21 protein-coding genes are annotated in these 24,791 nt (G+C 66.3%); 10 read left to right on the top strand and 11 right to left on the bottom strand.

What is annotated here, in order from left to right; translation table 11 throughout:
- The first annotated feature begins 3 nt into the window (after positions 1–3).
- From acnA to WC729_RS02545, 8 genes are all read left to right on the top strand, one after another.
- The gene (gene acnA, locus WC729_RS02510) at positions 4–2,688 is read left to right on the top strand and encodes an aconitate hydratase AcnA (protein WP_372849194.1); all 2,685 of its coding nucleotides are present in this window, start codon (positions 4–6) and stop codon (positions 2,686–2,688) included.
- A gap of 11 nt (positions 2,689–2,699) precedes the next feature.
- Positions 2,700–3,071 (top strand): hypothetical protein, encoded by a 372-nt coding sequence (locus WC729_RS02515; RefSeq protein WP_372849196.1) that lies wholly within the window; start codon positions 2,700–2,702, stop codon positions 3,069–3,071.
- Positions 3,072–3,311: 240 nt separating this feature from the next.
- Positions 3,312–4,238, top strand: a complete 927-nt coding sequence (locus WC729_RS02520; RefSeq protein WP_372849198.1) for a hypothetical protein — start codon at positions 3,312–3,314, stop codon at positions 4,236–4,238.
- Positions 4,239–4,304: 66 nt separating this feature from the next.
- On the top strand, positions 4,305–5,405 hold the full coding sequence (locus WC729_RS02525; protein ID WP_372849200.1) for a hypothetical protein: 1,101 nt from the start codon (positions 4,305–4,307) through the stop codon (positions 5,403–5,405).
- A gap of 5 nt (positions 5,406–5,410) precedes the next feature.
- On the top strand, positions 5,411–6,739 hold the full coding sequence (locus tag WC729_RS02530; protein ID WP_372849202.1) for a hypothetical protein: 1,329 nt from the start codon (positions 5,411–5,413) through the stop codon (positions 6,737–6,739).
- Between the two features lie 2 nt (positions 6,740–6,741).
- Positions 6,742–8,460, top strand: a complete 1,719-nt coding sequence (locus tag WC729_RS02535) for a hypothetical protein (RefSeq protein ID WP_372849204.1) — start codon at positions 6,742–6,744, stop codon at positions 8,458–8,460.
- Between the two features lie 27 nt (positions 8,461–8,487).
- Positions 8,488–9,627: a hypothetical protein gene (locus WC729_RS02540; RefSeq protein ID WP_372849206.1), complete on the top strand. Its 1,140-nt coding sequence runs from the start codon at positions 8,488–8,490 to the stop codon at positions 9,625–9,627.
- 59 nt (positions 9,628–9,686) lie between these two features.
- Positions 9,687–9,965 (top strand): response regulator transcription factor, encoded by a 279-nt coding sequence (locus WC729_RS02545; protein ID WP_372849208.1) that lies wholly within the window; start codon positions 9,687–9,689, stop codon positions 9,963–9,965.
- A 15-nt stretch (positions 9,966–9,980) separates the two neighbouring features.
- Here the strand turns inward: WC729_RS02545 and WC729_RS02550 are convergent, their stop codons facing one another.
- Positions 9,981–11,417: an amino acid permease gene (locus tag WC729_RS02550; protein ID WP_372849209.1), complete on the bottom strand. Its 1,437-nt coding sequence runs from the start codon at positions 11,415–11,417 to the stop codon at positions 9,981–9,983.
- 116 nt (positions 11,418–11,533) lie between these two features.
- Here WC729_RS02550 and WC729_RS02555 point away from each other — a divergent pair, with 116 nt between their 5' ends.
- On the top strand, positions 11,534–12,682 hold the full coding sequence (locus tag WC729_RS02555) for an isovaleryl-CoA dehydrogenase (protein WP_372849211.1): 1,149 nt from the start codon (positions 11,534–11,536) through the stop codon (positions 12,680–12,682).
- A 35-nt stretch (positions 12,683–12,717) separates the two neighbouring features.
- Here the strand turns inward: WC729_RS02555 and WC729_RS02560 are convergent, their stop codons facing one another.
- From WC729_RS02560 to WC729_RS02570, 3 genes are read right to left on the bottom strand one after another with little or no spacing between them, the layout of a single operon-like run.
- Positions 12,718–13,821, bottom strand: a complete 1,104-nt coding sequence (locus WC729_RS02560; protein ID WP_372849213.1) for an HlyD family secretion protein — start codon at positions 13,819–13,821, stop codon at positions 12,718–12,720.
- A gap of 2 nt (positions 13,822–13,823) precedes the next feature.
- Complete coding sequence (locus WC729_RS02565) at positions 13,824–14,270, bottom strand: PaaI family thioesterase (RefSeq protein WP_372849215.1); 447 nt, start codon at positions 14,268–14,270, stop codon at positions 13,824–13,826.
- On the bottom strand, positions 14,267–14,860 hold the full coding sequence (locus WC729_RS02570; protein WP_372849217.1) for a TetR/AcrR family transcriptional regulator: 594 nt from the start codon (positions 14,858–14,860) through the stop codon (positions 14,267–14,269). Before WC729_RS02570 ends, WC729_RS02565 begins: the two co-directional genes overlap by 4 nt.
- A gap of 61 nt (positions 14,861–14,921) precedes the next feature.
- Between WC729_RS02570 and WC729_RS02575 the strand changes: the two genes are divergently transcribed.
- Entirely contained in the window at positions 14,922–16,511 is a 1,590-nt protein-coding gene (locus WC729_RS02575) for a DHA2 family efflux MFS transporter permease subunit (RefSeq protein WP_372849219.1), read from the top strand.
- A gap of 9 nt (positions 16,512–16,520) precedes the next feature.
- Here the strand turns inward: WC729_RS02575 and WC729_RS02580 are convergent, their stop codons facing one another.
- The 7 genes from WC729_RS02580 to WC729_RS02610 all read right to left on the bottom strand — a co-directional run bounded on the left by WC729_RS02580 (position 16,521) and on the right by WC729_RS02610 (position 24,744).
- Positions 16,521–17,603, bottom strand: coding sequence for a serine hydrolase domain-containing protein (locus WC729_RS02580; RefSeq protein ID WP_372849221.1), 1,083 nt, complete (start codon positions 17,601–17,603; stop codon positions 16,521–16,523).
- Positions 17,604–17,738: 135 nt separating this feature from the next.
- On the bottom strand, positions 17,739–19,136 hold the full coding sequence (locus WC729_RS02585; RefSeq protein WP_372849223.1) for an efflux transporter outer membrane subunit: 1,398 nt from the start codon (positions 19,134–19,136) through the stop codon (positions 17,739–17,741).
- Between the two features lie 5 nt (positions 19,137–19,141).
- Entirely contained in the window at positions 19,142–20,248 is a 1,107-nt protein-coding gene (locus WC729_RS02590; RefSeq protein WP_372849225.1) for an ABC transporter permease, read from the bottom strand.
- Entirely contained in the window at positions 20,248–21,381 is a 1,134-nt protein-coding gene (locus tag WC729_RS02595; protein WP_372849227.1) for an ABC transporter permease, read from the bottom strand. The genes WC729_RS02590 and WC729_RS02595 overlap by 1 nt, the downstream gene beginning before the upstream one ends.
- Positions 21,378–23,114: an ATP-binding cassette domain-containing protein gene (locus WC729_RS02600; RefSeq protein WP_372849229.1), complete on the bottom strand. Its 1,737-nt coding sequence runs from the start codon at positions 23,112–23,114 to the stop codon at positions 21,378–21,380. The genes WC729_RS02595 and WC729_RS02600 overlap by 4 nt, the downstream gene beginning before the upstream one ends.
- A gap of 5 nt (positions 23,115–23,119) precedes the next feature.
- Positions 23,120–24,127, bottom strand: coding sequence for an HlyD family efflux transporter periplasmic adaptor subunit (locus WC729_RS02605; RefSeq protein WP_372849231.1), 1,008 nt, complete (start codon positions 24,125–24,127; stop codon positions 23,120–23,122).
- Positions 24,124–24,744, bottom strand: a complete 621-nt coding sequence (locus WC729_RS02610; RefSeq protein ID WP_372849233.1) for a CerR family C-terminal domain-containing protein — start codon at positions 24,742–24,744, stop codon at positions 24,124–24,126. The genes WC729_RS02605 and WC729_RS02610 overlap by 4 nt, the downstream gene beginning before the upstream one ends.
- Positions 24,745–24,791: the final 47 nt, after the last annotated feature.

The raw sequence follows: 24,791 nt of genomic DNA on the forward strand, positions 1-24,791 counted from the left end.
CAGATGACCGCCATTGGCCAGGATACGCTCGGCGCCCGCAAGACGCTCAAGGTCGGCTCGAAGTCGTACGACTATTATTCGCTGGCCGATGCGGCCGAGAAGTACGGCGACATCAGCCGCCTGCCCTTCTCGATGAAGGTACTGCTCGAGAACATGCTCCGCTTCGAGGACGGCAAGACCGTCACGACCGAAGACGTGAAGGCGATCATCGACTGGCAGCAGGAGCGCCGCTCGGACCGCGAGATCCAGTATCGCCCCGCGCGCGTGCTGATGCAGGATTTCACCGGCGTTCCCTGCGTGGTCGATCTGGCCGCGATGCGCGACGCGATCACCAAGCTCGGCGGCGACGCGGCGAAGATCAACCCGCTGGTCCCCGTCCATCTCGTCATCGACCATTCGGTGATGGTCGACGAGTTCGGCACGCCCAAGGCGTTCGGCGACAATGTCGACCTCGAATATAGCCGCAACTTCGAACGCTATGAGTTCCTCAAATGGGGCTCCAAGGCGCTCGACAATTTCCAGGTCGTTCCCCCCGGCACTGGCATCTGCCACCAGGTGAACCTCGAATATATCGGCCAGGGCGTCTGGTCCTCGGCAAGCTGGGGCGAGCATGGCGACGGCACCACGGTCGCCTATCCCGATACCTTGGTCGGCACTGACAGCCACACCACCATGGTCAACGGCATGGGCGTGCTCGGCTGGGGCGTCGGCGGGATCGAGGCCGAGGCAGCCATGCTCGGTCAGCCCGTCTCGATGCTGATCCCCGAAGTCGTCGGCTTCAAGCTCACCGGCGCGATGAACGAGGGCATCACCGCCACCGATCTCGTGCTCACTGTCACCCAGATGCTCCGCGCCAAGGGCGTGGTCGGCCGTTTCGTCGAATTCTACGGTCCGGGTCTCGATTCCATGACGCTCGCCGACCGTGCGACCATCGCCAACATGGCGCCCGAATATGGCGCGACCTGCGGCTTCTTCCCGATCGACGCCAAGACGATCGAGTATCTCAAGCTCACCGCCCGCCCCGACGAGACGGTCGAGTTGGTCGAGGCTTATTGCAAGGCACAGGGCCTGTGGCACGACGCGGACAGCGTCGATCCGGTCTTCACCGACACGCTCGAACTCGACATGAGCACGGTGCAAGCCAGCCTCGCCGGTCCGAAGCGCCCGCAGGACCGCGTCTCGCTCAACAAGGTCGACGAAGTGTTCAACGGCGACCTGTTCAAGGTCTATCACAAGGAGCAGCCGGTCCGCGCCGCGGTCGAGGGCCGAGTCGACGATATCGGCGATGGTGACGTGGTGATCGCCGCGATCACCAGCTGCACCAACACCTCCAACCCCTCGGTGCTGGTCGCCGCCGGCCTCGTCGCCCGCAAGGCGCGCGCCAAGGGCCTGACGTCCAAGCCGTGGGTCAAGACGTCGCTCGCCCCCGGCTCGCAGGTCGTCACCGACTATCTCGACAAGGCCGGCCTGACCGAGGACCTGAACGCGCTCGGCTTCAACCTGGTCGGCTATGGCTGCACCACCTGCATCGGCAATTCGGGGCCGCTCGCCAGCGAGCTGTCGACCGCGATCAACGAGAACGACATCGTCGCTGCCTCGGTGTTGTCGGGCAACCGCAACTTCGAAGGCCGCGTCTCGCCCGACGTGCGCGCCAACTTCCTCGCCTCGCCTCCGCTGGTCGTCGCTTATGCGATCAAGGGCACGGTGACCGAGGACATGGTCGAAACGCCGCTGGGCAAGGGCTCGGACGGCGAAGACGTCTATCTCAAGGACATCTGGCCCTCGAACGCCGAGATCGCCGAAGTGATGGCCGCGAACATCGACGATTCGATGTTCCGCTCGCGCTACGGCAATGTCTATGCCGGCGACGAGAAATGGCGCGGCATCGAAGTCGAGGGATCGGACACCTATACCTGGCGCGCCGGCTCGACCTATGTCGCCAACCCGCCCTATTTCGACGGCATGACCATGACGCCGGCACCGGTGCAGGACATCATCGAGGCGCGCCCGCTCGCGATCCTTGGCGATTCCATCACTACCGACCACATCAGCCCGGCAGGCTCGATCAAGGCGGACAGCCCGGCCGGCACTTATCTCCAGGAGCATCAGGTCAGCCGCGCCGACTTCAACAGCTATGGCGCGCGCCGCGGCAACCATGACGTGATGATGCGCGGCACCTTCGCCAACATCCGCATCAAGAACGAAATGGTCCCGGGCATCGAAGGCGGCATGTCGAAATACGAGGGCGAGGTCATGCCGATCTACGACGCCGCGATGCGCTTCAAGGCGGATGGCACGCCGCTCGTCGTCATCGCCGGCAAGGAATATGGCACCGGCTCGTCGCGCGACTGGGCAGCCAAGGGCACCAACCTGCTCGGCGTGCGCGCGGTCATCACCGAAAGCTTCGAGCGAATCCATCGCTCGAACCTGGTCGGTATGGGCGTGTTGCCGCTCCAGTTCGCGGACGGCATCACGCGCCAGACGCTCGGCCTGGACGGATCGGAGAGCTTCACCATCCAGCACGTCGCGGAAATCCGCCCGCGCCAGGATGTCGAGGTGATCCTCACCCGCGCCGACGGCTCGAGCGAGACTTTCCTGACCCGCTGCCGGATCGACACGATCAACGAGCTGGAATATTTCCTCAACGGCGGCATCCTGCAATATGTCCTGCGCAAGCTGGCCGCTTGAGGAAGGTACACATGCATAAGGCGATTTTCTGGTCGCTCGCCCTCTCGATCGCCGCCGCGCCCGTCGCGGCGGCGGAGGACGACTGGAAGACATTCGTGACGGCCGACGGCTATGCGAGTGCCGTCGAGACCGGGTCGATCAAGACGGCGGGCGCGCAGCGTGCGTTTCGCCTGCGGCTGGGCAAGGTCGGCGATACCCATATGGCGATCGCCGACGCCATCCTCGATTGCCCGAGCAAGATGCTGATGCTCGGTCGCGTCGCGCTCTACAATAATGGCGTCCAGACCGGGACCCGCGAAGCCGATCCGGCCAAGCCGTTCATCGAACCGATGAGCGATCAACCCTCCGGCGACGAGATCGCGGCGCTGGTCTGCGCGGGCTGATCTGAACGAAGCCCCAGAGGCCCGTTCAAGTGCCATTCGTACCGCACACGATACTCGTGATGGATTGCGCGCTCCCGCGCTGAACGGCCGCCGCCGGTCCAAACATGCTACCCCACTTATGGTAGTCGATGCGCGCGACTACCCGCCGCCCACCCGAACATGTTCATATTCTCCCGCGGACCTGGAGGCAGACCCGCGCCGGGCGCTGCCCGGGGTCGAGACTTCGCGAGGAGGCGAGCCATGTACGAGAACCAGCAGAATTTCGGCGAGTTGGAAGCCGACCCGTTCGAGCTGAACGAAGTCGGCCCTTATGGCTTCATGAACGCCGAATATGAAGGCGAGGGCTTTGGCGGCGATTTCGAGGATTTCGCCGGTGACGGCTATGATCACTATGGCGACGGCTTCGACCAGCTGAGCGACGGCTTCGATCAATATGCCGGCGGCGACAATTACTGGGAAGGCGAGCTCGAAGGCGATGGCTTCGATCCCTTTGGCGACCAGGAAGGCGAGGAATTCTTCGGCAAGATCTGGTCCGCCGCCAAGAAGGCCGCGAAGATCGTCGCTCCGATCGCCAAGAAATTCGCGCCCCAGATCGGATCGGTGATCGGCGGCGCGCTCGGCGGTCCGGCCGGCGCCATGCTCGGCAGCAAGCTCGGCGGCTTCGTCAAGCAGATGGAGGGCGAGGAAGAGGGCGAGACCGAGGACGAGTTGAACGCTCCCGTCCGTGTCGCGCGCGACGACGATCAGCTCTCCGAATCGATGGCGGTCGCCGCAACTCGTTCGAACCCGAACGACGCCGGCATGTTCGGCTCCGCGATCACGGTGACGATTGCCAGCCGCGCACCACTGGCGGTGAAGGCAGTGGTGCCGGTGCTGGCCAAGGCAGGCAGCGACGTCGCGCGTCGCCTTGCCGCGACAGGCGATCCGCGCGCCAAGGCGCTGATCCGCATGCTGCCGACGATCCAGAAGCGGACCGTCGCGACCCTCACCCAGAAAGCGCAGACCGGCCGGGCGGTGACGCCGAAGACCGCAGTGCGCGTGATGGCCCGGCACGCCAGCCGCACCCTCGCCAACCCTCAGGCGATCGCCAAGGCGCTTGCCCAGAATGCGGCGAAGAAGCGCGGCATCGATCGCCGCGCCGTTGCAGGGGCCGAGCGCTTCTTCTGACACGTGACGGGTGGCGCGGGCAATCCGCGCCACCTGCCCCCGACCGCTGATCCGTGGAGAGGTGCAATGGCAAACCCGGTTCCAACGATGCCGGCCCTGAAGGTCAAGGCGGAGGCGCTAGGGCAGCAGGCGATCCGGCTGCGCCAGTGGCGCGCAGCGTCCTGGGCGAAGGCACCACCCATGGCGCGGCATCGCTTCCTCGCCGATGTCCACCGCGCCGAAGCCGGCGCCCACCAGCTCGCGGCGGCAGGCTTCGCCGTTGCCGCGACCCCGGCCGGTCGCGCCGATCCCCAACTACGCACCACGCTGACCGGACTGCAACGGATCCTTGCCGCGCTTGCGCAGCTCGACGCCCGCGGCCCGGTCGTCCGTCCGGTGCCGGGGGTCAAGGCGCCACCAGGTCCGAGACCCAATCCAGCGACGCCACGCCCCCCAACGATGCCGGGCCCCGGTGCCATCGCGCGGCCCGGCGCGGCATCGCCCCGCCCAATCGACGTCGCGCGCCCGAACGGCGCCGTACGGCCAAATGGCGCGGCGCCGATGGTCGGTCCCGACGAGCTCGCCTCCTTGCGCCAGGCGGCGACGGAAGCGATCGCACGCCTTCGCCAGGGCATGTCGGCCGAGTCCGAGGCCGATCACGCCATGGACCCGACCTCGAAGCGCGCGCGCGCCAACAAGCAGGAGGCGATCCGCGTCGACCGGACGAGGACGGCCCGGGCCCAGCAGCGCGTCAAGGGCGCCGAAGATCGTTCCCGCGCTCGCCAGGCGGCGATCGCGCTGATCCGCAACCGTACGCCGGCCATCTTCAACAACGCCATCATGCCGATCGTGATCCCGAACGGGAATGTGACGCCGGAGATTGTGAGGAAGTTGGCCAGCCTGGCCGGCGGCAATTTCGTCCAACAGATCGTCAGCCTGGTCGGCTCGTCCGACGGCGGCGGCTCGCTCGACAGCACGATCGTCAGCGCAACGATTGCCTCCGCGGTGGCATCGGCCGCGACCGAACTCGGCATCGTCGATCAGGTCAATACCGCCGCGATCGCGAAGGCGGTCAACGGCGTAGTTGCGTCGGAGCTCTCGCCCGCGCTCAAGATATTGGCGACGGTGGCCGTCCTCGCCACCGGCCGCAAAAGCGGCGGCAAGCGTCAGGCCGAGCTCGCGCCATGACCGCCATGGCCTTTCTTGAACTCGACGCCGCTGCGGCGGGTGCCGGGGCTGGTGCGGGCGCGCCGGCCAAGCCGGTCGGCGGGGCAAGCGCATTGCCCTATTTCGCCTGGCGGACCGCGGTGAATGCCGATCGCTATATCAGCGGCATGCGGTCCTTCCGCGAGGGAGAATTCGGGCGCGGGCCGAATGCCCCCGACCGCGCGCATCTGAAGGCAGTCAACGCGCTGATCGACGCGGCCCGCAAGCGCCAGCAGGTCGAGGAACGCGGTCTTGCCATCCATGCCAACGATCTCGCTGGCGCCGGCGACAGGGGCTGCGCCCGGCTGCTCGATCTCAAGGAGCGCAGCGAGACCAAGGCACGCGAGACCGAGCAGATTTGGGAATTCTACCTGAACGTTTTCGGTCAGCGCACCGGCTCATTCGCACCCTGGCTCGGCGCGCTCGATCGCATCGCGCTCGATTGCTATCAGGCAGTGTATATGGGGTTGGGCAAGGCCCGCTCGATCCCATCGCCGGCGCCGCTCGCCTATATGGAGACGGGGTTCGGCCCAGCCACTTTCCGCCGCGGCGTGCGCCTCAGCAAGCTCGGTCAGCAGCTCAACCCCTTTCCGTTGGTCAAGGTGCCCTACCACCGGCTGCTCAACCCCTGGTCGCTGGGTGCGGTCCCTCACGAAGTTTCGCACAACCTGCAAAGCGACCTCGGCCTGTGGGAGCTGATGCCCCGGCGGATCGGCGCAGCCTTCGCCGCGCGCAAGCTTCCCCCGCGCAATGCCGAGGTATGGCAGCGCTGGCACAAGGAAACCTATGCCGATCTCGCCGGCCTGCTGCTGATCGGCCCGGCCTATGTCGGCGCACTGATGGACGTGGTCGGCCGCTCCCGCGCCTCGACCGCGGCATGGAATGACGAGGCGGTGCATCCCACCCCGATCATCCGCGTCCCGCTCAACATCCGCCTGCTCGAGCGGATCGGCTTCGCCGGCGATGCCGCCGCCTTCCGCCGCGCCTGGGACACGTTGTATCCGGCCAGCGCCTGGAAACCAGTGCCGTCGTGGGTACGGGCACGGCTGCCCGAGCAGATCGACGCAGTGCTCGACGCAGTCTGCTTCGAAAGCTTCGATGAATATGGCGGCAAGGCGCTTGCCGATGTCATCCGGTTCGAGCCCAAGCATGCCGAACTGGTGCGCGAAGCCGCCGAACGTCTCCAGACCGGCACCGATACCGGCGTGCTGCCCGAACGATTCCTCATCGCCGCCGCGCGCCAGGCCCTGGCCTGGGCGAGGGTCTCGCCAGCGACGATCCATCGCAACTTCTACGACGCGCTGGGGAGGTGCTGACCATGGTGACGGATTTCGACGCCGAACCCCCTGACGATGGCGACCCGGCGACCGCAACGCGGAACCGATTCGAACAGCAATTGCGCCTTTTGCTCGCGCGGGTGACCACGACGCGCCAGTCGGTCGCCAAGCTCGGCGGCGATGGCGAGACTCGGCTGCTGACCACGGCGCTGGATGGATTGGCGTCGGCGGAGCGGCATGCGACGGCGGCGCTCGACAGCCTCGCGGCGGGGGACCGGGGCGATGCGATCGCCGCCTATATGGGCCTGCGCGAGGCGCTGGACGGCAGCGTCCTGAGCAGCGACTTCGTCTACGAACTGGACCGCGAGCTGACCGAGGCCGTCGAAGGATCGGGTTCGGCAAAGCGCCAGCGCCTGTGGAGCGAGACGGAACGACAATTCGGGGATTTGACCGACGCGGCGGGGTCCCTCGCCGAGGCGGCGATGGACTTTTCGCACAGCATCGACGCGAAGGAGACAGGCATCATGGAATCGGACAGCGAAACCGCCGCGGCGATCGGTGAACTCGGCATCACCCTGGCGACGATGATCGCGGGAGGACCCTCGACGGCCCGGGCGCGGGGCGTTGGCAGCTTCGCCACCGTCACCGACCAGATGGTCGCCTCGCTCGATGCCGCCGGCTTTCCCCAACTCGACGACATGGGCAATCCGGACGCCAAGCGACAGCGCCTGATTGACGCGCTCAAGCGCAATTTCAGCTTCAGGGAACAGGAGGGCTTCCGCGTCTATTACCGGACGGACCGTCAGGCCGTGGCGCGAGGCAGCACCAGCGATGCCGATCTGCTGCGCGGTGGGCAGCGCGTGAACGCCGATCTGCTCGAAGCCGAGGCGGATGCTGTCGAGGATATCATCAGCCGCCTGCCTATCATGGCGCGCTTCGAATTCGCCCGCGGGGCCGAAGGCGGCCCGGCTCAGGCCCGGGCAGCGATCCATGAGGAGCTTCGCGGGCTGATCGCCAGCGCGCGCGATCCCATGGGGATCAATGCCTCGCGTGCGACTTTCCAGTTCCATCGGCTCGTGCTCGCGACCCTGCATTATCTGCACGAGGGCGAAGTGCTGCCCCGGACGCGGTCTTTCGATATCGCACCAGGCTCCCCGATCGAGGAGATCCTCGAATGGGTATCGCGCTTCCGCGACGAGGATGTGCGCGCGCCGACCAGTGCTGTCGAGGATGAGGAGCTGCGCGCTGAAATCGCCAATCTGTTCGAGTTGCTAGTGTCGATCGGCGGCCGTCTCACTCGCGATTCGCACCGGCACCGCCTGGGCCTCTACGCCGCACGGCTCGAGGCGCAGCTCACCTGCGCCCTCAACAGCGTGGATCAGCTCGAGGCGGCGCTCGAACAATATGGCACCGACATGGGGGAGCAGGAGGTTCAGTTCCTGTCGCGCGGCGAGGGGACCCGGACTCAATTGTCGATCGGCCAGTTCCTGCGCTGGGTGGACAGCGTGTCGCGTCCCTTTGCCCAGGCCGGCAACCGCGCCGCGACATTGCGGCACAGCGAAGCGGTACTGCTCGCGCTCGAGCTGGCCTCGCTCACCAGGGCGGCCGAAGGCTTCAAGCATGCGGCGCGGAGCATGGGTGTCGCCCGCCTGGTCGTGCACCAGCAGCTTGTCGAGCTCATCGGCTATCTCCTCACCGCAGCCGACAATGCCAGGGCGCTCGCCGGAGACGCGCGCGACCTCCATTCCTTCACCGCCTGATCCGACCCACGCACCGGAGAGACCGCCATGGCCAACAATCCACAAACCCTGGGTGAACTCAACGATCTGCTTGCGTCGCTACAGGCGCTCCGCGCTTCGATGGTACGCGATGCCCGCGACGAGCTCGCCAAGACGCCGGCCCAAGCAGAGCTGATCAACCAATATATCAGCGATGCCGAGACGCTGCTGATGGACGCGCTCAAGCCCGCCGCCGGCGCGCCGGAGAGCGACAACGGCCTGGCCCGCCTGATCGGGCTCGGCGACAATGTCGCGTCGCGGCTCGACGATGTCCGTCCGATGGGCCTGGTGCCCACCTATGACGACCAGATCAGCCGCGAGCGCCTGACGGCGGTCGGCGACCTTTATTACATCTATCAGCATGAACGCGCCGGCGTGTTCCGCGCTGTCCTGAAGCTCCAGCAGCTCTTCCAGTCGGGCGAAGTGCGGCTGTCGGACGGGCCGGGGGCCCTGTCGCTCTACCAGTTCGATCGCAAGCGCGTGCTACGCTACACCCAGCGCGAACGACGCTCCGTATACCGCAAGGTGTTCGGCTACACCGAATCCATGCCACCGGCGGGCGCCGAGCCGAACATCGCCTTCCACGCGCTGCTCAGCACTTTCTGCCAGCACGTCTCGCGCTTCTTCGAGGACAAGCGCGTCTCGGAGGTGCTGCGCCCCGATGGCGGGCGCGAGACGTTCGGCAGCATGGCGGTGGTGCGGCGGTCGGGACTCGACCTGCGCCAGAACCTCAAGCACGTCTCCTACGGCCATGTCGCAGTGCTTCGCAGCGAAGTCCTGTCGCTGCTTCAGGAAGCGTTCGATATCCTGGGCTCGCCCGACATCATCAACCTGTTCGGCGCGGACAGCGGTTGGGATGTCCTGGAAGAAGTAATGAAGCGCTATCTCCACGAAATCCCCGTCACGTCCCAACGCAGTCGTATGGCAGTGACCGGGCGCGATATTCTTCGCTGGTTGTCCGAAGACTATCTTCTCACCACAGTGAGGATAGATTTCGAGTCTCTGCTTGAAGCTATTGTCGACGCGTGCGACGATTGGCTGACGAGCGCGGAGTCGCTGGGCTTACGAAAACAACCGGGACTGACCGATGATAATGTTGTCACGTTACGGCCAGCGGTCCGCACGGCAAAACGTTACTCTTCTAATTAACTATTCGCGGGGACGGTTCGATGTCTGCAGGTCTCCGTGCCTTTGAACCAGAACGATGGATGCCCAACGCGACCGGGCGGAGGGCATCCGGCCGCGAGGCACCGCCGAACGTCCCGCGGGTCGCCTCCACGGCCGAGTTGCTCTCGCTGCGGGAGAGGGAAATCGCCCAACTGGTGAGTTGCGGCCTGTCGAACAAGGAAATCGCCCAAACGTTGCGCATCAGCCATTGGACAGTGTCCACGCATCTGCGCCGCGTCTTCGCCAAGCTCGATATCAATCGCCGCGTCGAGCTTTGCCGACTCGTCACCAACGAGAATGCACCGCGCCTGCCCGGGTAGCCGGAGCGCAGGGAGTCAGCCCTGTCCCTCCACCGCCCGCGCCCGCGCATAGAGAAAATAGACCAGCAACCCGACCCCGTTCCACACCAGGAACGACACCTGAGTCACATGCTGCAGGCTCATGAACAGATAGCAGCACCCCAGGATCGCCCCCGGCGCCACCACCCAGGCCAAAGGCGTGCGAAACGGCCGCCGCGCATCGGGGCTGCGCCGCCGCAACACCAGCACGCATGCCGCCACCGCGATGAAGGCAACCAGCGTCCCGGCATTGGCCAGCGAGGCGATCACATCGAGCGGTAGCAATCCGGCCAGGATCGCGACGAACACTGCCGTCACCGCGGTGATCCGCGCCGGCGTCCCCCGCTTGGAGATCGCAGCGAGCGACGGCGGCAGGAACCCGTCCCGCGCCATCACCAGGAAGATGCGGCTCTGCCCGTAGAGGAACGCCAACAACACTGTCGGCAAGGCGATCGCCGCCGCGGCCGCGACCACTGTCGCCACGCCTCCGCTGCCCAGTTCGCGCAGGATCAGCGCCAGCGGCTCGGCACTCTTCGAGAAGACGGTGTAATGCACCGCCCCGACCGCCGCCGCCGCAACGATGATGTAGATCAGCGTACAGGCCAGCATCGACCCAACGATCCCGATCGCCAGGTCGCGCTCCGGATTCTTCGCCTCTTCCGCCGCGGTCGAGATGGCGTCGAAGCCGTAAAAGGCAAAGAAGATGATCGCCGCCGCACCCATCACGCCATATTTCACGCCGTGATCGTCCGGCACGCTGCCGAAGCCGTTCGGCGCGAACGGATGGAGATTGGCCGGGTCGAAATGCGGCAGCGCCACTGCGACGAACAGGGTCAGCGTCGCGATCTTCAGAAGCACCAGCGCGCTGTTGATCCGCGCGCTCTCCCGCGTCCCGAGCATCAGCAACCCCGCCACCACCGCGATGATCAGGATCGCCGGCACGTTGATCCCTGCATTGGTGAGATGCATGCCGCCTTCGGTCACCAGGGTCGGTCCATGCGTCATCCAGTCGGGCAGGATGATGCCCAGCCCCTTCAGGAACCCGACCGCATAGCCCGACCAGCCGACCGCGACGGTCGATACCACCAGCGAATATTCGAGGATCAGGCTCCACCCCACGAACCAGGCGATGATCTCGCCCAGCACGGCATAGCTGTACGTGTAGGCGCTGCCCGAGGCCGGGATCATCGTCGCCATCTCGGCATAGCAGAGCGCCGCGCACGCGCAGATCGCTCCGGCGACCGCAAAGCTGAGCAGTACCGCAGGCCCCGCCCGGTCCGCACCGACGCCGATCAGCGTGAGGATGCCAGTCCCGACGATCGCGCCCACGCCCATTGCGACCAGGTGCGGCCAGGACAGGGTTCGTGCCATGCGATGCTCTACCGGCTGATCCTCCGCCGCGACGATGGTCTTCAATCTGAACAGGCTGTGCATTCCATTCCCCCGGGGATTTTGCGCAAACCTAGGCCTCTTGGCGGCACGGGCGCAATGCTGGCGCGCGCGATTGCGGAACGCTACAGGCCGATCAACAGGTTTCAGGAGAGACGAATATGGACATGACGCTGGACTTCGCCCTCGGCGAGAATGCCGACATGATCCGCGACGTGACCCAGCGTTTCGCGACCGACAAGATCGCCCCGCTCGCCGCAAGGATCGACGCCGAGGACTGGTTCCCGAAGGAACTGTGGCCGGCCATGGGCGAACTCGGCCTGCACGGCATCACCGTCGAGGAGGAATATGGCGGCCTCGGCCTCGGCTATCTCGAGCATGTCATCGCCTGCGAGGAAGTCAGCCGCGCCTCGGCCTCGATCGGCCTCAGCTACGGCGCTCATTCCAACCTCTGCGTCAACCAGATCCGCCGCTGGGGCAATCCCGAGCAGAAAGCGAAATACCTGCCCAAGCTGGTCTCGGGCGAGCATGTCGGCAGCCTTGCGATGTCGGAAGCCGGCGCCGGTTCCGACGTCGTCTCGATGAAGCTGCGCGCCGACGAGGTCCAGGGCGGCTATGTGCTCAACGGCACCAAATTCTGGATCACCAATGCCGCCTATGCCGATACGCTCGTCGTCTACGCCAAGACCGGGGAGGGCAGCCGCGGCATCACCACCTTCCTGATCGAGAAGGACATGCCGGGCTTCTCGATCGGCCAGAAGATCGACAAGATGGGCATGCGCGGCTCGCCCACCGCCGAGCTCGTCTTCAACGACTGCGAAGTGCCCGAAGAGAATATCATGGGCCCGCTCAACGGCGGCGTCGGCGTGCTGATGTCTGGCCTCGACTATGAGCGCACCGTGCTCGCCGGCATCCAGCTCGGCATCATGCAGGCGTGCCTCGACGTGGTCATCCCCTACCTTCGCGAGCGCAAACAGTTCGGCAAACCGATCGGCGCGTTCCAGCTGATGCAGGCCAAGGTCGCCGACATGTACGTCGCACTCAACTCGGCCCGTGCGTACGTCTATGCGGTCGCCCGGGCCTGCGACGCGGGCAAGACCACCCGCTTCGACGCGGCCGGCGCGATCCTGCTCGCGAGCGAAAACGCCTTCCGCGTCGCGGGCGAAGCCGTCCAGGCGCTCGGCGGCGCAGGCTATACCAAGGACTGGCCGGTCGAACGCTTCCTGCGCGACGCCAAGCTGCTCGATATCGGCGCTGGGACCAACGAGATCCGGCGGATGCTCATTGGGCGGGAATTGATCGGGGCGTGACCTTCTCCCTCTCCCCTTGAGGAGAGGGAGAAGTATTACCGCAAGCTAACCTTCGCCGTCACCGACAGGCCAGGCCGCAGCCGTGCCACTGCCGCCTGCCCCGGATCGAGCCGGATCCGTACCGGCACCCGCTGTACGATCTTCGTGAAGTTGCCCGATCCCGGTTCGAACGGCAGCAGGGTGAATTCCGATCCCGAACCCGGCGCGAAGCTCTCGACTTTGCCGGTCAACCTGTCCCCGTCCAGTGCGTCGACCTTGATCGTCGCGACCTGACCCGGAAGCATCGCCCTGGTCTGCGTCTCCTTGAAGTTCGCCACCACATAGAGCGCCCGCGACGGCACCAGGGTCAGCATTCGCGAGCCCGGCTGGACGAAGTCGCCCGTCTGGACCTGCCGGTTGCCCACCACCCCATCGATCGGCGCGCGGATGATGGTGTGTCCCTGGTCCTGCCGGGCCAGCTCGAGCGCGGCCCGTGCCCGCAGCGCGGCAGCCTCGGCTTGCGCCAGTTGCGCGAGCAGCACCGGGCGACGGGCATGAGTCACCGCTGCCTGCTCGCTCGTCACATCGCGATCCGCCAGCACACGCTCCCGAGCTGACTGGGCACCGATCGCGGTGGCGCGGACACGCTCGGCATCGCGCCGCGTGGCGAAGCCCTGCACCACCAGCGCCTCGAAGCGCGTCCGATCAGCTGCGGCGCGGCTATATTCTGCATCGGCCGACTGGATCGAAGTCTGCGCCGCCCGCACCTGTGCGGCGGCAAGGCCCTCGTCCGCGTTCAGTCCGGCCAGCGCAGCCCGGGCGGTAGCGACACCCGCATCGGCGTCCGCGACCGCCGCCTGTGCCGCCGCGAGCTTCGCGTCGAATTCCTGCGCGTCGATCTGCACCAGCGGATCGCCCGCCTTTACCACCTGATTGTCGCGCACCAGCACCGCTGACACAAGGCCGCCGACCTTGGGGGCAACCGAGCTGCTATCGGCTTTGAGATAGGCATTGTCGGTGCTCTCCGCCGTGCGCGGCGAGAGCAGCCAGGCGACACCCGCCACTGCAATCAGGATGGCAACCGCAGCCGCAATCAGCGGGTTGCGGCTGATACGGCGGCGCGGCTTCGCCTCGATCGGCACGTCGATCGTCGCGGCCATGTTCACGACGAGATCACCAATAAGGTGGAAGTAGCGGTCGCGAGGATCCGGCCCGCCGCATCGGTCAGCTTCGCCTCGGCAAAGGCGACGCGGCGCCCCATGCTGATCACCGTTCCCTCGGCGCGCACCACGCCGGTGTCGACCGTCATGCCGCGGACATAGGAGATCTTGAGCTCGAGCGTCGTATAGCCCTGCCCGGGCGCCAGCTTCGAATGCACGGCGATTCCGCAGGCGGAATCGAGCAGGGTCGCGGCATAACCGCCATGCACGCTGCCGATCGGATTGTAGACCCGGTGGTCTGGGTTGCCTTCGAACACCGCGCGACCCTCCTCGACCTCGACCAGCGAGAAACCCAGTGTCTCGCCGATCGGTGGCTGACGACTCGTCTCGAGCATGGCGCGCAGCTGCTCGATGCCGCTCATCGCGGCGCGATCCCGAATGTCGGTCATTGCGCCTTCTCCAGCCCGAAACGCTCGCTCACCGAGCGCCGCGCACGGGCGAGAATCGCGTCGGACTGCGCAGCGTCGGCAACCGCGCGAGATAGCGTCACCGCACCTACCATCTCGGCCAGCATCGATCCTGCAGCGCTATCCGGCTCGGCCACACCATAGCGACCCAGCAAACCGGCCAGCCGCCCGGTCAGCCCCGCCACGCCCTGCCCAAAGCGCACCCGTGCTTCCGGATCGAGCCGGGCCAGATCACCAGACAGTGCCGGTAGCGGACAGCCATATTCGCGGGAATCGCGATGCTCGGGCGACAGATAGAAATCGACATAGGCGATCAGCGTCGCGCGCGGATCGCCGTCGGCATTGACCAGATCAAACCGACGCCCCGCGTTTTCGAACATCGTCTCGATCGCCGCGGCGATCAGCGCGTCCTTCGATTCAAAATGCGCATAGAAACCGCCATGCGTGAGTCCTGCCCGCGCCATGACCCCGGCAACGGCAACGCCACCCGGGCCCTTGGCACGGATTTCGCGAGCCGCCTCCTTCAGGACGCGGCGTCTCGTCTCGCTCTTGTGATCGCTGTCGTACCGCATGGCCTTGCCGACCTCCTTTATATGACGCATATAATATAAAGACCGCCAAGGACAAGCGCCGATGTCAGATACCCCAATCGTCGGCGCGCCGATCGATCCGATGGCGCTGCCCGACAAGCGCAAGTTCCTGATTTTCGGGGTGATGGCGTTCGGCCAGTTCATGGCGCTGATCGACATCCAGATCGTCGCTGCCTCGCTCAACGAGGTGCAGGCGGGGCTCTCCGCCGGGCCGGACGAGATCAGCTGGGTGCAGACCGCCTATCTGATGGCGGAGCTGGTGATGATCCCCTTCGCTGCTTTCCTCGCCCAGTCGATGTCGACCCGCTGGCTGTTCGCGCTCTCCGCCGGCCTGTTCACTCTGGCGAGCGCCCTATGCGGCCTGGCGTGGAGCATCGAATCGATGATCGCGTTTCGCGCGCTGCAGGGGTTCGTCGGCGGCGCGATGATCCCGACCGTGTTTGCCACCGGCTTCGCGATGTTCTCGGGCAAGCAGCGCGCGATGATCCCTGCGATCCTCGGCATGGTCTCAGTCCTCGCCCCGACGCTCGGCCCAACGCTCGGCGGCTGGATCACCGATGCGGCAGGCTGGCGCTGGGTATTCTACGTCAACGTCCTGCCGGGCGCGCTCGTCACCATGCTCGCGCTTGTCGTCATCAAGGTCGACCGCGCCGATATCTCGATGCTGAAACGCATCGACTGGGTCCATCTCGCCGCCATGGCGGTGTTCCTCGCCGGCCTCGAATATGTGCTGGAGGAAGGTCCGAAGAATGATTGGTTCGGCGACACCAGCATCGCCGCGGCCGCCTGGGTGGCGTTTATCGCCTTCCTGCTGTTCCTCGAACGCTCCTTCCGCTCGAGCAGCCCGATCGTGAAGCTCTCGCCCTTTCGCAAACCCACCTTCGTCTTCGCCTGCGTGTTCAACCTGGTGATCGGATTCGGCCTCTATGCCGGCACCTATCTCGTGCCGCTCTTCCTCGGCCGGGTGCGCGGCTACAATGCGAACGAGATCGGCACGACCGTGTTCGTCGCCGGCCTGGTCCAGCTCTGCGGCGTGCCGATCGCCGCCGCTCTCTCGCAACGGGTGGACCAGCGCATCGTCATCACCTTCGGCCTCGGCCTGTTTGCAGCGGGACTCTGGCTCTTTTCCTACATGACGCCCGACTGGGGCTTCGCTGCCCTGCTCGTGCCGCAGGCCGTGCGCAGCTTCGCGATCATGCTGTGCATCGTCCCGAGCGTCGGCCTCGCGCTCAACGGCTTTGCCGGACCGGAGCTGCGCTATGCCTCGGGCCTGTTCAACCTGATGCGCAACCTGGGCGGCGCGATCGGCATCGCGCTGGTCACCACCTGGCTGCAGGACATGAGCCGCTTCCACGCGCTCCGGATGAGCGAGGCGCTCGGCGCCTCCTCCCGCATTGCGACCGATACGCTCGGAGAGCTGACCCGGATGATGCAGTCGATTACGCCCGACCCCGCCCGCGCGATGCTGATGGCGGAAGCGGTGATGGGCCGCGTCGTCGCGCGCGAGGCGCTGACGCTGGCGTTCAACGACGTGTTCCGCATCATGGCGTGGCTTTTCATCGCCGCACTGGTGATGGTGCCCTTCTGCCGTCCGCCGAAACAGGTGAGCGCGGCACCGGTCGACGCGCATTGAGAACGGGCGTCACCCGACCTTCAGCAGCGCTTCGGCCAACAGGTCGATTTCCCTCTGGCCGATATTGGTGTTGTTGAGCACGATCAGGCTGGCTTCGCCGTCCAGACGATGCACGAGCAGCGATCGATAACCGTCCACGCGACCGGTCTCCCACGCGAAAGGCTGCGACCTGCCGCCGATATCCAGCGATTTCACGCGGCCGCCCAGCGCATAGTCTTCCTCAGGCACCAGCACGGTGGTCAGCGCCTTGCGCGCCGTCGCGCTCAGCAGGCCAGAGCCATAAACGCCCCGGGCAGCGCGGAGCAGGTCAGGCGCCGTGCCGTAATAGCCGCCCGAGGCGAGTGAATAGACGCTCTGCGGGTACATTTTCCGGACGGGCGGATTGATCGACGCATAGCCCGCCGCGGCCCGCTCCCGTGCTTCCGGCTCGTACCCTGGCACGATCGTCGTCAGCCCGAGCGGGGCGAGCGCCAGCCGCTGTACAGTTTTCGCGAAATCCTCGCCCGTGACGGCTTCGACCACGCCCTTGATGATGATCCAGTTGGTGAAATCGTAGGAGAAATGGCTACCGGGTTCGAACGCCAGATCGCCCGAGCAAAAGGCCTTGATGGCTTCATCGGTGGTGAAGGCCTTTGTCCAGATTCCAGGATCGGCCGTCACCGCCGGCCCGAACAGGTTCGGAATGCCGCTGGCGTTGGACAACAGATGCGTCAGCCGGACCCTGGAACCGGTATCGGTGCGATAGGAAGGGAGATAATCGGAAATGGCGCCATCGAGCCTGAGCTTGCCCTGATCGACCAGCCTCAACACGGTGACGCTGCTGAACCATTTGGAGATCGACGCCAGCGGATAAAGCGTATCGATTGAGGCTGGGCGCCCCGCCTCGATATCGGCCATGCCATAGGCCTGGGAGAAGACCGTCTTCCCTCCCCTGACAAGATGGATCAGGCCGTTGAAACTGTTCGCCTTCACAAAGGCATCGGCAGCGGATTGCACCAAACTCGCTGCGCCGAGATCAGCTGCCCGAAGCGGGGCCGCAAGCAGGCTGCTCGCAGCAGCCCACACGAAAGTACGCCGATCAAGCCGCAGCATCGTTACCCATGACCTCATATATCCGTCGATCAGTATGAGGCCCGGAATGTTTCGCTGCCGCATTGAACCCCGTCTGAACGAGGGTCCACAATAGGTCCAAGCGAAGATCGTCGATACCGACCCTTAGTCCCGGACCTAGCTCCACCCTCCACCGAGCGCCTTGAACAACGCCACCGCCGCCTGCGCCTTGCGCGCTGCGGCGTCGCTCTCGCGGCGTTCCGCCACCAGCACCGCCTTGCGCCCGCGTGCCAGGGCCAGCCGGTCATCCTCGCCACTCGCTACGCGCCGTTCGGCAAGGGAGAAGGCCGCCTGCTCCCGTTCCAACGCGGCACCCGCCTCCTGCGCCGCGATCCGCGCATTCAGGAAGCGGTTGATCGCGGTTTCGCTGTCCGACAGCGCGCCCAGCACAGCCTTTTCGTAGCGCGCCGCGGCGCCCTGCCCGCGCGCATCGGCGCCGCGGATCTGCGCGCGGATCGTGCCGCCCGAGAAGATCGGCCAGGAAATGCTCGGCCCGATCTGAAGGCGCGTGCTGTCGCTGGAGAACAGGTCGCCGGGATTGCGCGCCTGCTGGCCGATGCTGCCGAACAGGCTGAAGCGCGGGAACAGATCGGCCGTCGCGACACCGATATCGGCGGTCGCGGCGGCAAGCTCGCGCTCGGCGCGGCGCACGTCCGGGCGCCGCTCGAGCAGCTCGGAGCGCACGCCGACCAGGATCTCGTCCGGGCTGGCCGGCAGCGGCGCCGGCGCCCGCAACATCGCGCCGACATCCTCGGGGGTCGATCCGACCAGGGTCGCGATACGATAAGCCGCTGCCGTCGCGCTTGCCTCGGCATCCGGTACCGCCGCTGCGCTGGCTCGGGCCGCACCCTCCGCCGTCTCCGCATCCAGCCGCGAGGTCTCGCCGGCATCGAACCGCAGCCGGGTCAGCCGCGCAAGATCGGTGTCCGCCTCCGCCGTCGCCTTCGCCGTCGCGGCGGTGGCCTGCGCGTTCCTCAGATCGAGATAGTTGCGCGCCACCTCGGCGATGAGCGTCAGCATCACATCGCGCCGCGCGAACAAGGCCGCCTCCTCGCGCGCATTGGCCGCCTGATCCTGGCGGACATGGCGACCCCACAGGTCGATCTCCCAGCTTGCGTCGAAGCCGCCGTCGAACAACCGGAACTCGCGCTGGAAACCGGGTATCTGGCCGATGGGCAATTGCCCGTTCCTGCTCAGCACATTCTCGGTCGCCGAACCCTTCGCCGTCACCGTCGGCAGGTTCGTGCCCGCAACGGCACTACGGTTAGCCCGCGCCTCGGCCAGCCGCGCCTCGGCTTCGGCAAGATCCGGCCCATTCTCGATCGCCCGTGCGACCAGCGCGGAAAGCTGCGCGTCGCCGAACCGATTCCACCAGGCGAGGTCCACCGCGCCCGGCGTACCGGGCTCGACCCAGCCCGCCGTCGAACCGGGCGTGGCCGGGCGCTGATAGTCCGGTCCGACGGTGCAGCCGGCAAGCGCGGCGCCTGCGAGGAGCAGGGGGAGAAGGCGAGGCATTGGAATCACTCCATGCGGGCGCGGAACAGCCAGGCGGCCGCGCTCAGGGTCAGGCAGGCGATGAGGACGAGGGGCCACAGTTGGTGGAACACCGCACCCGCAGGCATCGCCTTGAGGAACAGTCCCTGGACGATGACCAGGAAGTATCGGGCTGGATCGGCATAGGTCACGATCTGCAGCCAGCCAGGCATGTTGTCGATCGGGCTGGCATAGCCCGACAGCAGGATCAGCGGCGTCGTCACCAGGAAGGACCCGAGAAAGGCCTGTTGCTGAGTCGCCGAAGCGGCCGACACCAGCATCCCCACCCCGATCAGGGCGAGCATATAGGCCGTCAACGAGAGGTAGAAGAGGATCAGCGATCCGGTGAAGGGCACCCCGAAGACCAGCGGCGCGACGATCAGATAGAGCGTACCGTTGAACAACCCCACCAGCAGCGGCGGTATCATCTTGCCGATCAATATCTCGTGCACCCGCAGCGGCGAGACCATCAACTGGTCGAAGGTGCCGAGCTCGCGCTCGCGCGCCACGCTTTGCGAGGTGATCGACAGGCCGGCAACCGAGGTGATGATCGCGACCAGGGAGGGCAGCGTGAACCAGATATAATCGAGCGACGGATTGTACCAGTTGGTCACCACCGTGCCGCCGCTGACGTCGCTGCCGCGAGCGCTGGGCGCAAGATCGGCACCGACGCCGCCGGCAATCTGCGACAGATAGCCCGACACGATCTGCGCCGCGTTCGATCGCCGGCCATCGAGCACCACGCCGATCGTCGCCGGCCGGTGCGCCGTCACCGCCCGGTCGAAATCCTCGTCGATCACGACGGCTGCAATCACCTCCTGCCGGTCGATCGCCTCCTCCAGCGCCCGGGGCGAGTCCAGCCGGCGGATCTTCCGGAAATTCGGGCTTCCGGCGATGCGCGATACGATCTCGGCGCTGTGCGCGCCGCTGCTGCGGTCGAGCACGCCGATATCGACGTTCCGAACCTCGAGCGTGGTCGCATAGGTGAAGATGAAGAGCTGGAGCAGCGGAGGCACCACCAGCACCAGCCGCGCCTTGGGATCGCGCAGCAGCGCCCAGATTTCCTTGACGATCATCGCCCTTAGCCGGCCCATCAGTCGAGGCTCCTGCGGGTGGCACGGAAGGTCAGGAAGAAGAACAACCCGCCAAAGCCGAGCATGATGAAGATGTTGGGGAGGATCAGCCCCCAAATGTCCCCCGCCAGGAAGACGGTCTGGAGCGAGGGGATCAGGTAGCGCGCCGGTACGGCATAGGTGATCAGCTGGATCGGCCAGGGCATGGACGCGATCTCGAACAGGAAGCCCGACAGCAGGAATGTCGGCAGGAACGCGGCGAGCAAGGCGATCTGGCTCGCCACGAACTGGTTCTTGGTTGCCGCCGAGATGAACAGCCCAAGGCCAAGTGCCGGCAGCAGGAAGGCCGAAGCGATGACGAACAGGGCGAAGATCGATCCGCGGAACGGCACGCCGAACGCCACCACCGCGATCACGCTGCACAAGGCCATCGAGGCGAGGCCGAGCAGGAAATAGGGGATGACCTTGCTGGCGACGAACTCGACCATGCTGATCGGCGTCGCCATCATCGCCTCCATCGTGCCGCGTTCCCACTCGCGCGCGACGACCAGGGCGGTCAGCAAGGTGCCGATCATCGTCATCACGATCGCGATCGATCCGGGCACGAGGAAGAAGCGGCTGCGCAGCCCCGGATTATACCAATAGCGCGGGTTGACCGAGATCGGCGGGGCCGCCCGGCTCGCATTCGGCCCCAGTCCCTCGGCTGCCGCCCAGCTCGCCCGCACGCCCTCGCCATAGGCCGCGGCGAACCCGGCGGTGTTGGGCTGCGATCCGTCCGTGATGATCTGAACCGACGGCGCCTTGCCGCGCTTCACGCCCTGGCCGAAATCCTGCGGGATGACGATGATCGCACGGACCTGCCCGTCGACCATCATGCCGCGTACGCTCGCCACCGATCGCGCCATCGCCACGTCGAAATAGGGCGAATTCTGATAGGCCTGTGCAAGGCCGAGCGCCGGGGCGCTGCTGTCCTCCAGCACCAACGCGATCCGCGTGCGCGGCGTATCGAGCGACACCGCATAACCGAACAGGAACAGCAGGATCAGCGGCAGGACAAAGGCGATCAGGAAGGTCGAGGGATCGCGCAGGATCTGCGCGCCTTCCTTGCGCACCAGCGCGGCCAGCCGGCGCGGATCGAAGCGGATGCCGCTCATGCCGCCTCGGGCTCCGCCGCGTCGCGGTTGCGGTCCGATTGCTCGATCAGCGCGATGAAGGCATCCTCCATCGTCGGATCGTCGAGGCCGGCGATCTTGCCCGCCTCAGCCTTCAGCACATCGGGCGTGCCGGTCGCGATCTGCTCCGAGCGGTAGATCAGGGTCACCCGGTCGCAATATTCGGCCTCGTCCATGAAATGGGTGGTGACGAGCACGGTCACGCCCTTTTCGACCAGGCCGTTGATGTGAGTCCAGAATTCGCGCCGCATCACCGGATCGACACCCGAGGTCGGCTCGTCGAGGAACAGCACCGGCGGCTCGTGCATCACCGCGCAGGCGAGCGCGAGGCGCTGCTTCACACCAAGCGGCAGCAACGCGGCATTCTCGTCGATATGTGCGCCCAGCCCGAATATCTCGGTCATCGCTTCGATCGCGCGCTTTGCCCGTGCGCGGTCGAGGTCATAGGCGCCGGCGAAGAAATCGAGATTCTGCCGGATGCTGAGATCGCCATAAAGCGAGAATTTCTGCGCCATATAGCCAAGCGAAGCGCGCGCGTCGGCGCGGGCGGAGCGCAGGTCGTTGCCCGCGACCGATCCGGTCCCGCTGGTCGGGGTCAGCAGCCCGCACAGCATCTTGAAGGTGGTCGATTTGCCCGCGCCGTTCGGCCCGAGCAGCCCGAAGATCTCCCCGCGCGGTATCTCGAAATTGATGTCGTGCGCGGCGGTGAAGTCGCCGAAACGCCGGGTCAGCCCCTTCGCCTCGATCGCCGGCCGGTCGCTCTGCTCGATCGTGCGATAGGCGGCAGCGAGCTTGCTCGTGCCCGGCGGTCCGCCGCCGAGTATCTCGATGAAGCCGTCTTCGAACCGCGGCTCGGCCGGTTCGACCCTGGTCTTCGGCCCGGCGTCGAACGCCGCCGCATCGGGCACAGGCGCCTTGTCGGCGATCAGCAACCGCACCGACCGGCCCTGGATCGACCCGTCGATCACATCGCCCCGGTCGAGTGCATGAGTCAGGAACTGGCGCCGCCGCTCCTCGAAACCGCTCACCCGGATCAGTCGGTCCTTCACCTTGCCGGTCAGTTCGGCGGGCGGTCCCTCGAACAGCAATTTGCCTTCGCTGAGCAGATAGACCCAGTCGCATTTCTCCGCTTCGTCGAGATAGGCGGTGGACCAGAGCACGCCGATGCCCTCGCCGGTCAGTTCGCCCACCATCGACCAAAGCTCGCGGCGCGACACCGGATCGACGCCCACGCTTGGCTCGTCGAGCAACAGCACCCTCGGCGTGCGGACGAGCGCGCAGGCAAGGCCCAGCTTCTGCTTCATGCCGCCCGACAGCTTGCCCGCGAGGCGGTCCTGGAAGCGCCGCAGATCGGTGAAGTCGAGCAGCCGGTCGAAAGTCGCGCGATGCTCGTCCTCGGGCAAGCCGCGGACCCGCGCGTACAGCGTCAGATTCTCAAGGACGGTCAGGTCTTCGTAAAGGCCGAAGCGTTGCGGCATATAACCGAGATCGTCGAGCGCGTCGGTCGGCGCCTTGCCGAGCAGTTCTACCTTGCCCTCGGTCGGCGCCATCAGCCCCGCCAGGATGCGAATGAGGGTGGTCTTGCCCGCACCGTCCGGCCCGACCAGCCCGGTCAGCCGCCCCGGCACGACCGACAGCTTGACGCCGTCGAGCGCCGCCGGCCCCGCGCCGAAGCGCTTGACCAGATTTTCGACGCTGGCGACGGCATCGGCCACCCGGATCAGTTCCGATGCGCCGGGCGGGCGCCGGTCACCTGCACCGTTACCGGCTGGCCCTGGCGGAGCGCGTCGTCGGGGTCGGACACGATGACGCGCAGGCGATAGACCAGGTCGGTCCGCAGGCTCTCGGTCTCGACCGATTTCGGCGTGAATTCGGAACGCGGCGAGATGTAGCCGATGGTCCCACGGTAGGTTTTCGGATTGCCGTCCGCAGTCACCGTTACCACCATGCCGGGGCTGATCCGGCTGAGCGCGGATTCGTCGATGTACGCACGCACGCGGAGCGGCCTGTCGATCGACAGGGTCAGCACCGTCTCACCCGGCTGCACGATCGCGCCCGGCTCGCGGGCACGCGTCACCACCGTGCCAGCAGAGGCGGCGATCAGCCGGGTGTCCGACAGGTCGGTCGCCGCGTTGCGCCGCCCCTCGGCCGCCGCCTGCACCTGCGCGCGTGCCGCATCGATATCCTCGGGCCGCGTGCCCGCAACCAGCAGCGACAGGCCCTGGCGGGCTTCGGCAAGCTGGGCGCGGGCGCGGTCCCGATCGGCCACCGTCTGATCCCAGACATCGCGGCTGATCGCGCCGGGGCCGACCAGCGGCTCGCGGCGGCGATAGTCGCGCTCGCTATTTTCGACCACCGCCTGAGCCGCGGCAACGCGGGCGCGGGCCTGGGCGATGTCCTGGCTGCGATTGCCGTTACGCAGCTTTGCGAGTTGCGCCTGCGCCTGGGCAAGCTGCGCATCCGCCTGGCCGATCCGGCTGTCGAGCGTCGCTGTGTCGAGCACGGCGAGTGGCTGGCCTTGCGTGACCTTGGCCCCCTCTTCCACCGCGATCGTACTGATCCGGCCACCGACGCGGAAAGCCATGTCGACCTCGCGGATATCGACATTGCCGTGCAGGGTCAGCGCGCCGTCACCGGCGCGCGGGAAGATACCGAAGCCGCGGGTAGCGACGGCGGCGATCACCAGGCCGGCGGCCACGACGATCAACACGATGATGCGGCGGTTCATGCCAGCTTCTCCATCAGGATGCAGTGCACGTTCGCGCGCAACCGGGCGCGCAACAGGTTTCCGGTGTCCTCGTCGATCCGCTCGACACCCATGAGACGGCAGACCGAGGCGCGGCTGGCGCGCAGGACCAGGGACTGGCCGAAGAACAGCAGCGCCAGGGCGCGTACGTCCTTGTCGCCCAGGTCGGTGCGGATGCGGCCCAGCAAGGCGACGAAGGTTTCTGCCAGCGGCTCCATCGCACCGCGATAGAGGCGATCGAACGCCTCCGTCGGGTCGAGTTGCTCGCGGATGATGAAGCGCGCCCAGATCTCCGTCTCCGGGCGCAGCATCATCTGGGCGAACCCGTCGATCAACCGCAGCAGCCATTCCACTGCCTGCTCGCGCGATTCGATCGCCGCCGCGCGCGCTGCGGTGAACAGCGGCGCCTGGATCTCCGAGATGCCCTGGGCAATCCGGTCGGCAGCGGCGAGGTAGAGCCCCTCCTTGCCGCCGAAATGATAGGTGATCGACGACATCGCCGCGCCCGATGCCTTGGCGATCTGACGCGTGCTCGCGCCTTCGAAGCCGTGCCGACCGAATTGCTCGATGGCCGTGTCGAGGAGAGGTTCGCTTTTCACGACTCGTCTATTAGTTCGTTCGAACGAACTGTGCAACATTTGAAATC

The organism is Sphingomonas sp. (genome assembly GCF_041661825.1).
Classification (GTDB): domain Bacteria; phylum Pseudomonadota; class Alphaproteobacteria; order Sphingomonadales; family Sphingomonadaceae; genus Sphingomonas.

Coding starts and splice junctions, on each gene's coding strand:
- WC729_RS02530 (WP_372849202.1), top strand. CDS start 5,411: ATGGCCTTTCTTGAACTCGACGCCGCTGCGGCGGGTGCCGGGGCTGGT.
- WC729_RS02525 (WP_372849200.1), top strand. CDS start 4,305: ATGGCAAACCCGGTTCCAACGATGCCGGCCCTGAAGGTCAAGGCGGAG.
- WC729_RS02585 (WP_372849223.1), bottom strand. CDS start 19,136: ATGCCTCGCCTTCTCCCCCTGCTCCTCGCAGGCGCCGCGCTTGCCGGC.
- WC729_RS02535 (WP_372849204.1), top strand. CDS start 6,742: ATGGTGACGGATTTCGACGCCGAACCCCCTGACGATGGCGACCCGGCG.
- WC729_RS02545 (WP_372849208.1), top strand. CDS start 9,687: ATGCCCAACGCGACCGGGCGGAGGGCATCCGGCCGCGAGGCACCGCCG.
- WC729_RS02595 (WP_372849227.1), bottom strand. CDS start 21,381: ATGAGCGGCATCCGCTTCGATCCGCGCCGGCTGGCCGCGCTGGTGCGC.
- WC729_RS02550 (WP_372849209.1), bottom strand. CDS start 11,417: ATGCACAGCCTGTTCAGATTGAAGACCATCGTCGCGGCGGAGGATCAG.
- WC729_RS02580 (WP_372849221.1), bottom strand. CDS start 17,603: ATGCTGCGGCTTGATCGGCGTACTTTCGTGTGGGCTGCTGCGAGCAGC.
- WC729_RS02540 (WP_372849206.1), top strand. CDS start 8,488: ATGGCCAACAATCCACAAACCCTGGGTGAACTCAACGATCTGCTTGCG.
- WC729_RS02565 (WP_372849215.1), bottom strand. CDS start 14,270: ATGACCGACATTCGGGATCGCGCCGCGATGAGCGGCATCGAGCAGCTG.
- acnA (WP_372849194.1), top strand. CDS start 4: ATGACCGCCATTGGCCAGGATACGCTCGGCGCCCGCAAGACGCTCAAG.
- WC729_RS02575 (WP_372849219.1), top strand. CDS start 14,922: ATGTCAGATACCCCAATCGTCGGCGCGCCGATCGATCCGATGGCGCTG.
- WC729_RS02560 (WP_372849213.1), bottom strand. CDS start 13,821: ATGGCCGCGACGATCGACGTGCCGATCGAGGCGAAGCCGCGCCGCCGT.
- WC729_RS02555 (WP_372849211.1), top strand. CDS start 11,534: ATGGACATGACGCTGGACTTCGCCCTCGGCGAGAATGCCGACATGATC.
- WC729_RS02570 (WP_372849217.1), bottom strand. CDS start 14,860: ATGCGGTACGACAGCGATCACAAGAGCGAGACGAGACGCCGCGTCCTG.
- WC729_RS02605 (WP_372849231.1), bottom strand. CDS start 24,127: ATGAACCGCCGCATCATCGTGTTGATCGTCGTGGCCGCCGGCCTGGTG.
- WC729_RS02515 (WP_372849196.1), top strand. CDS start 2,700: ATGCATAAGGCGATTTTCTGGTCGCTCGCCCTCTCGATCGCCGCCGCG.
- WC729_RS02520 (WP_372849198.1), top strand. CDS start 3,312: ATGTACGAGAACCAGCAGAATTTCGGCGAGTTGGAAGCCGACCCGTTC.
- WC729_RS02590 (WP_372849225.1), bottom strand. CDS start 20,248: ATGGGCCGGCTAAGGGCGATGATCGTCAAGGAAATCTGGGCGCTGCTG.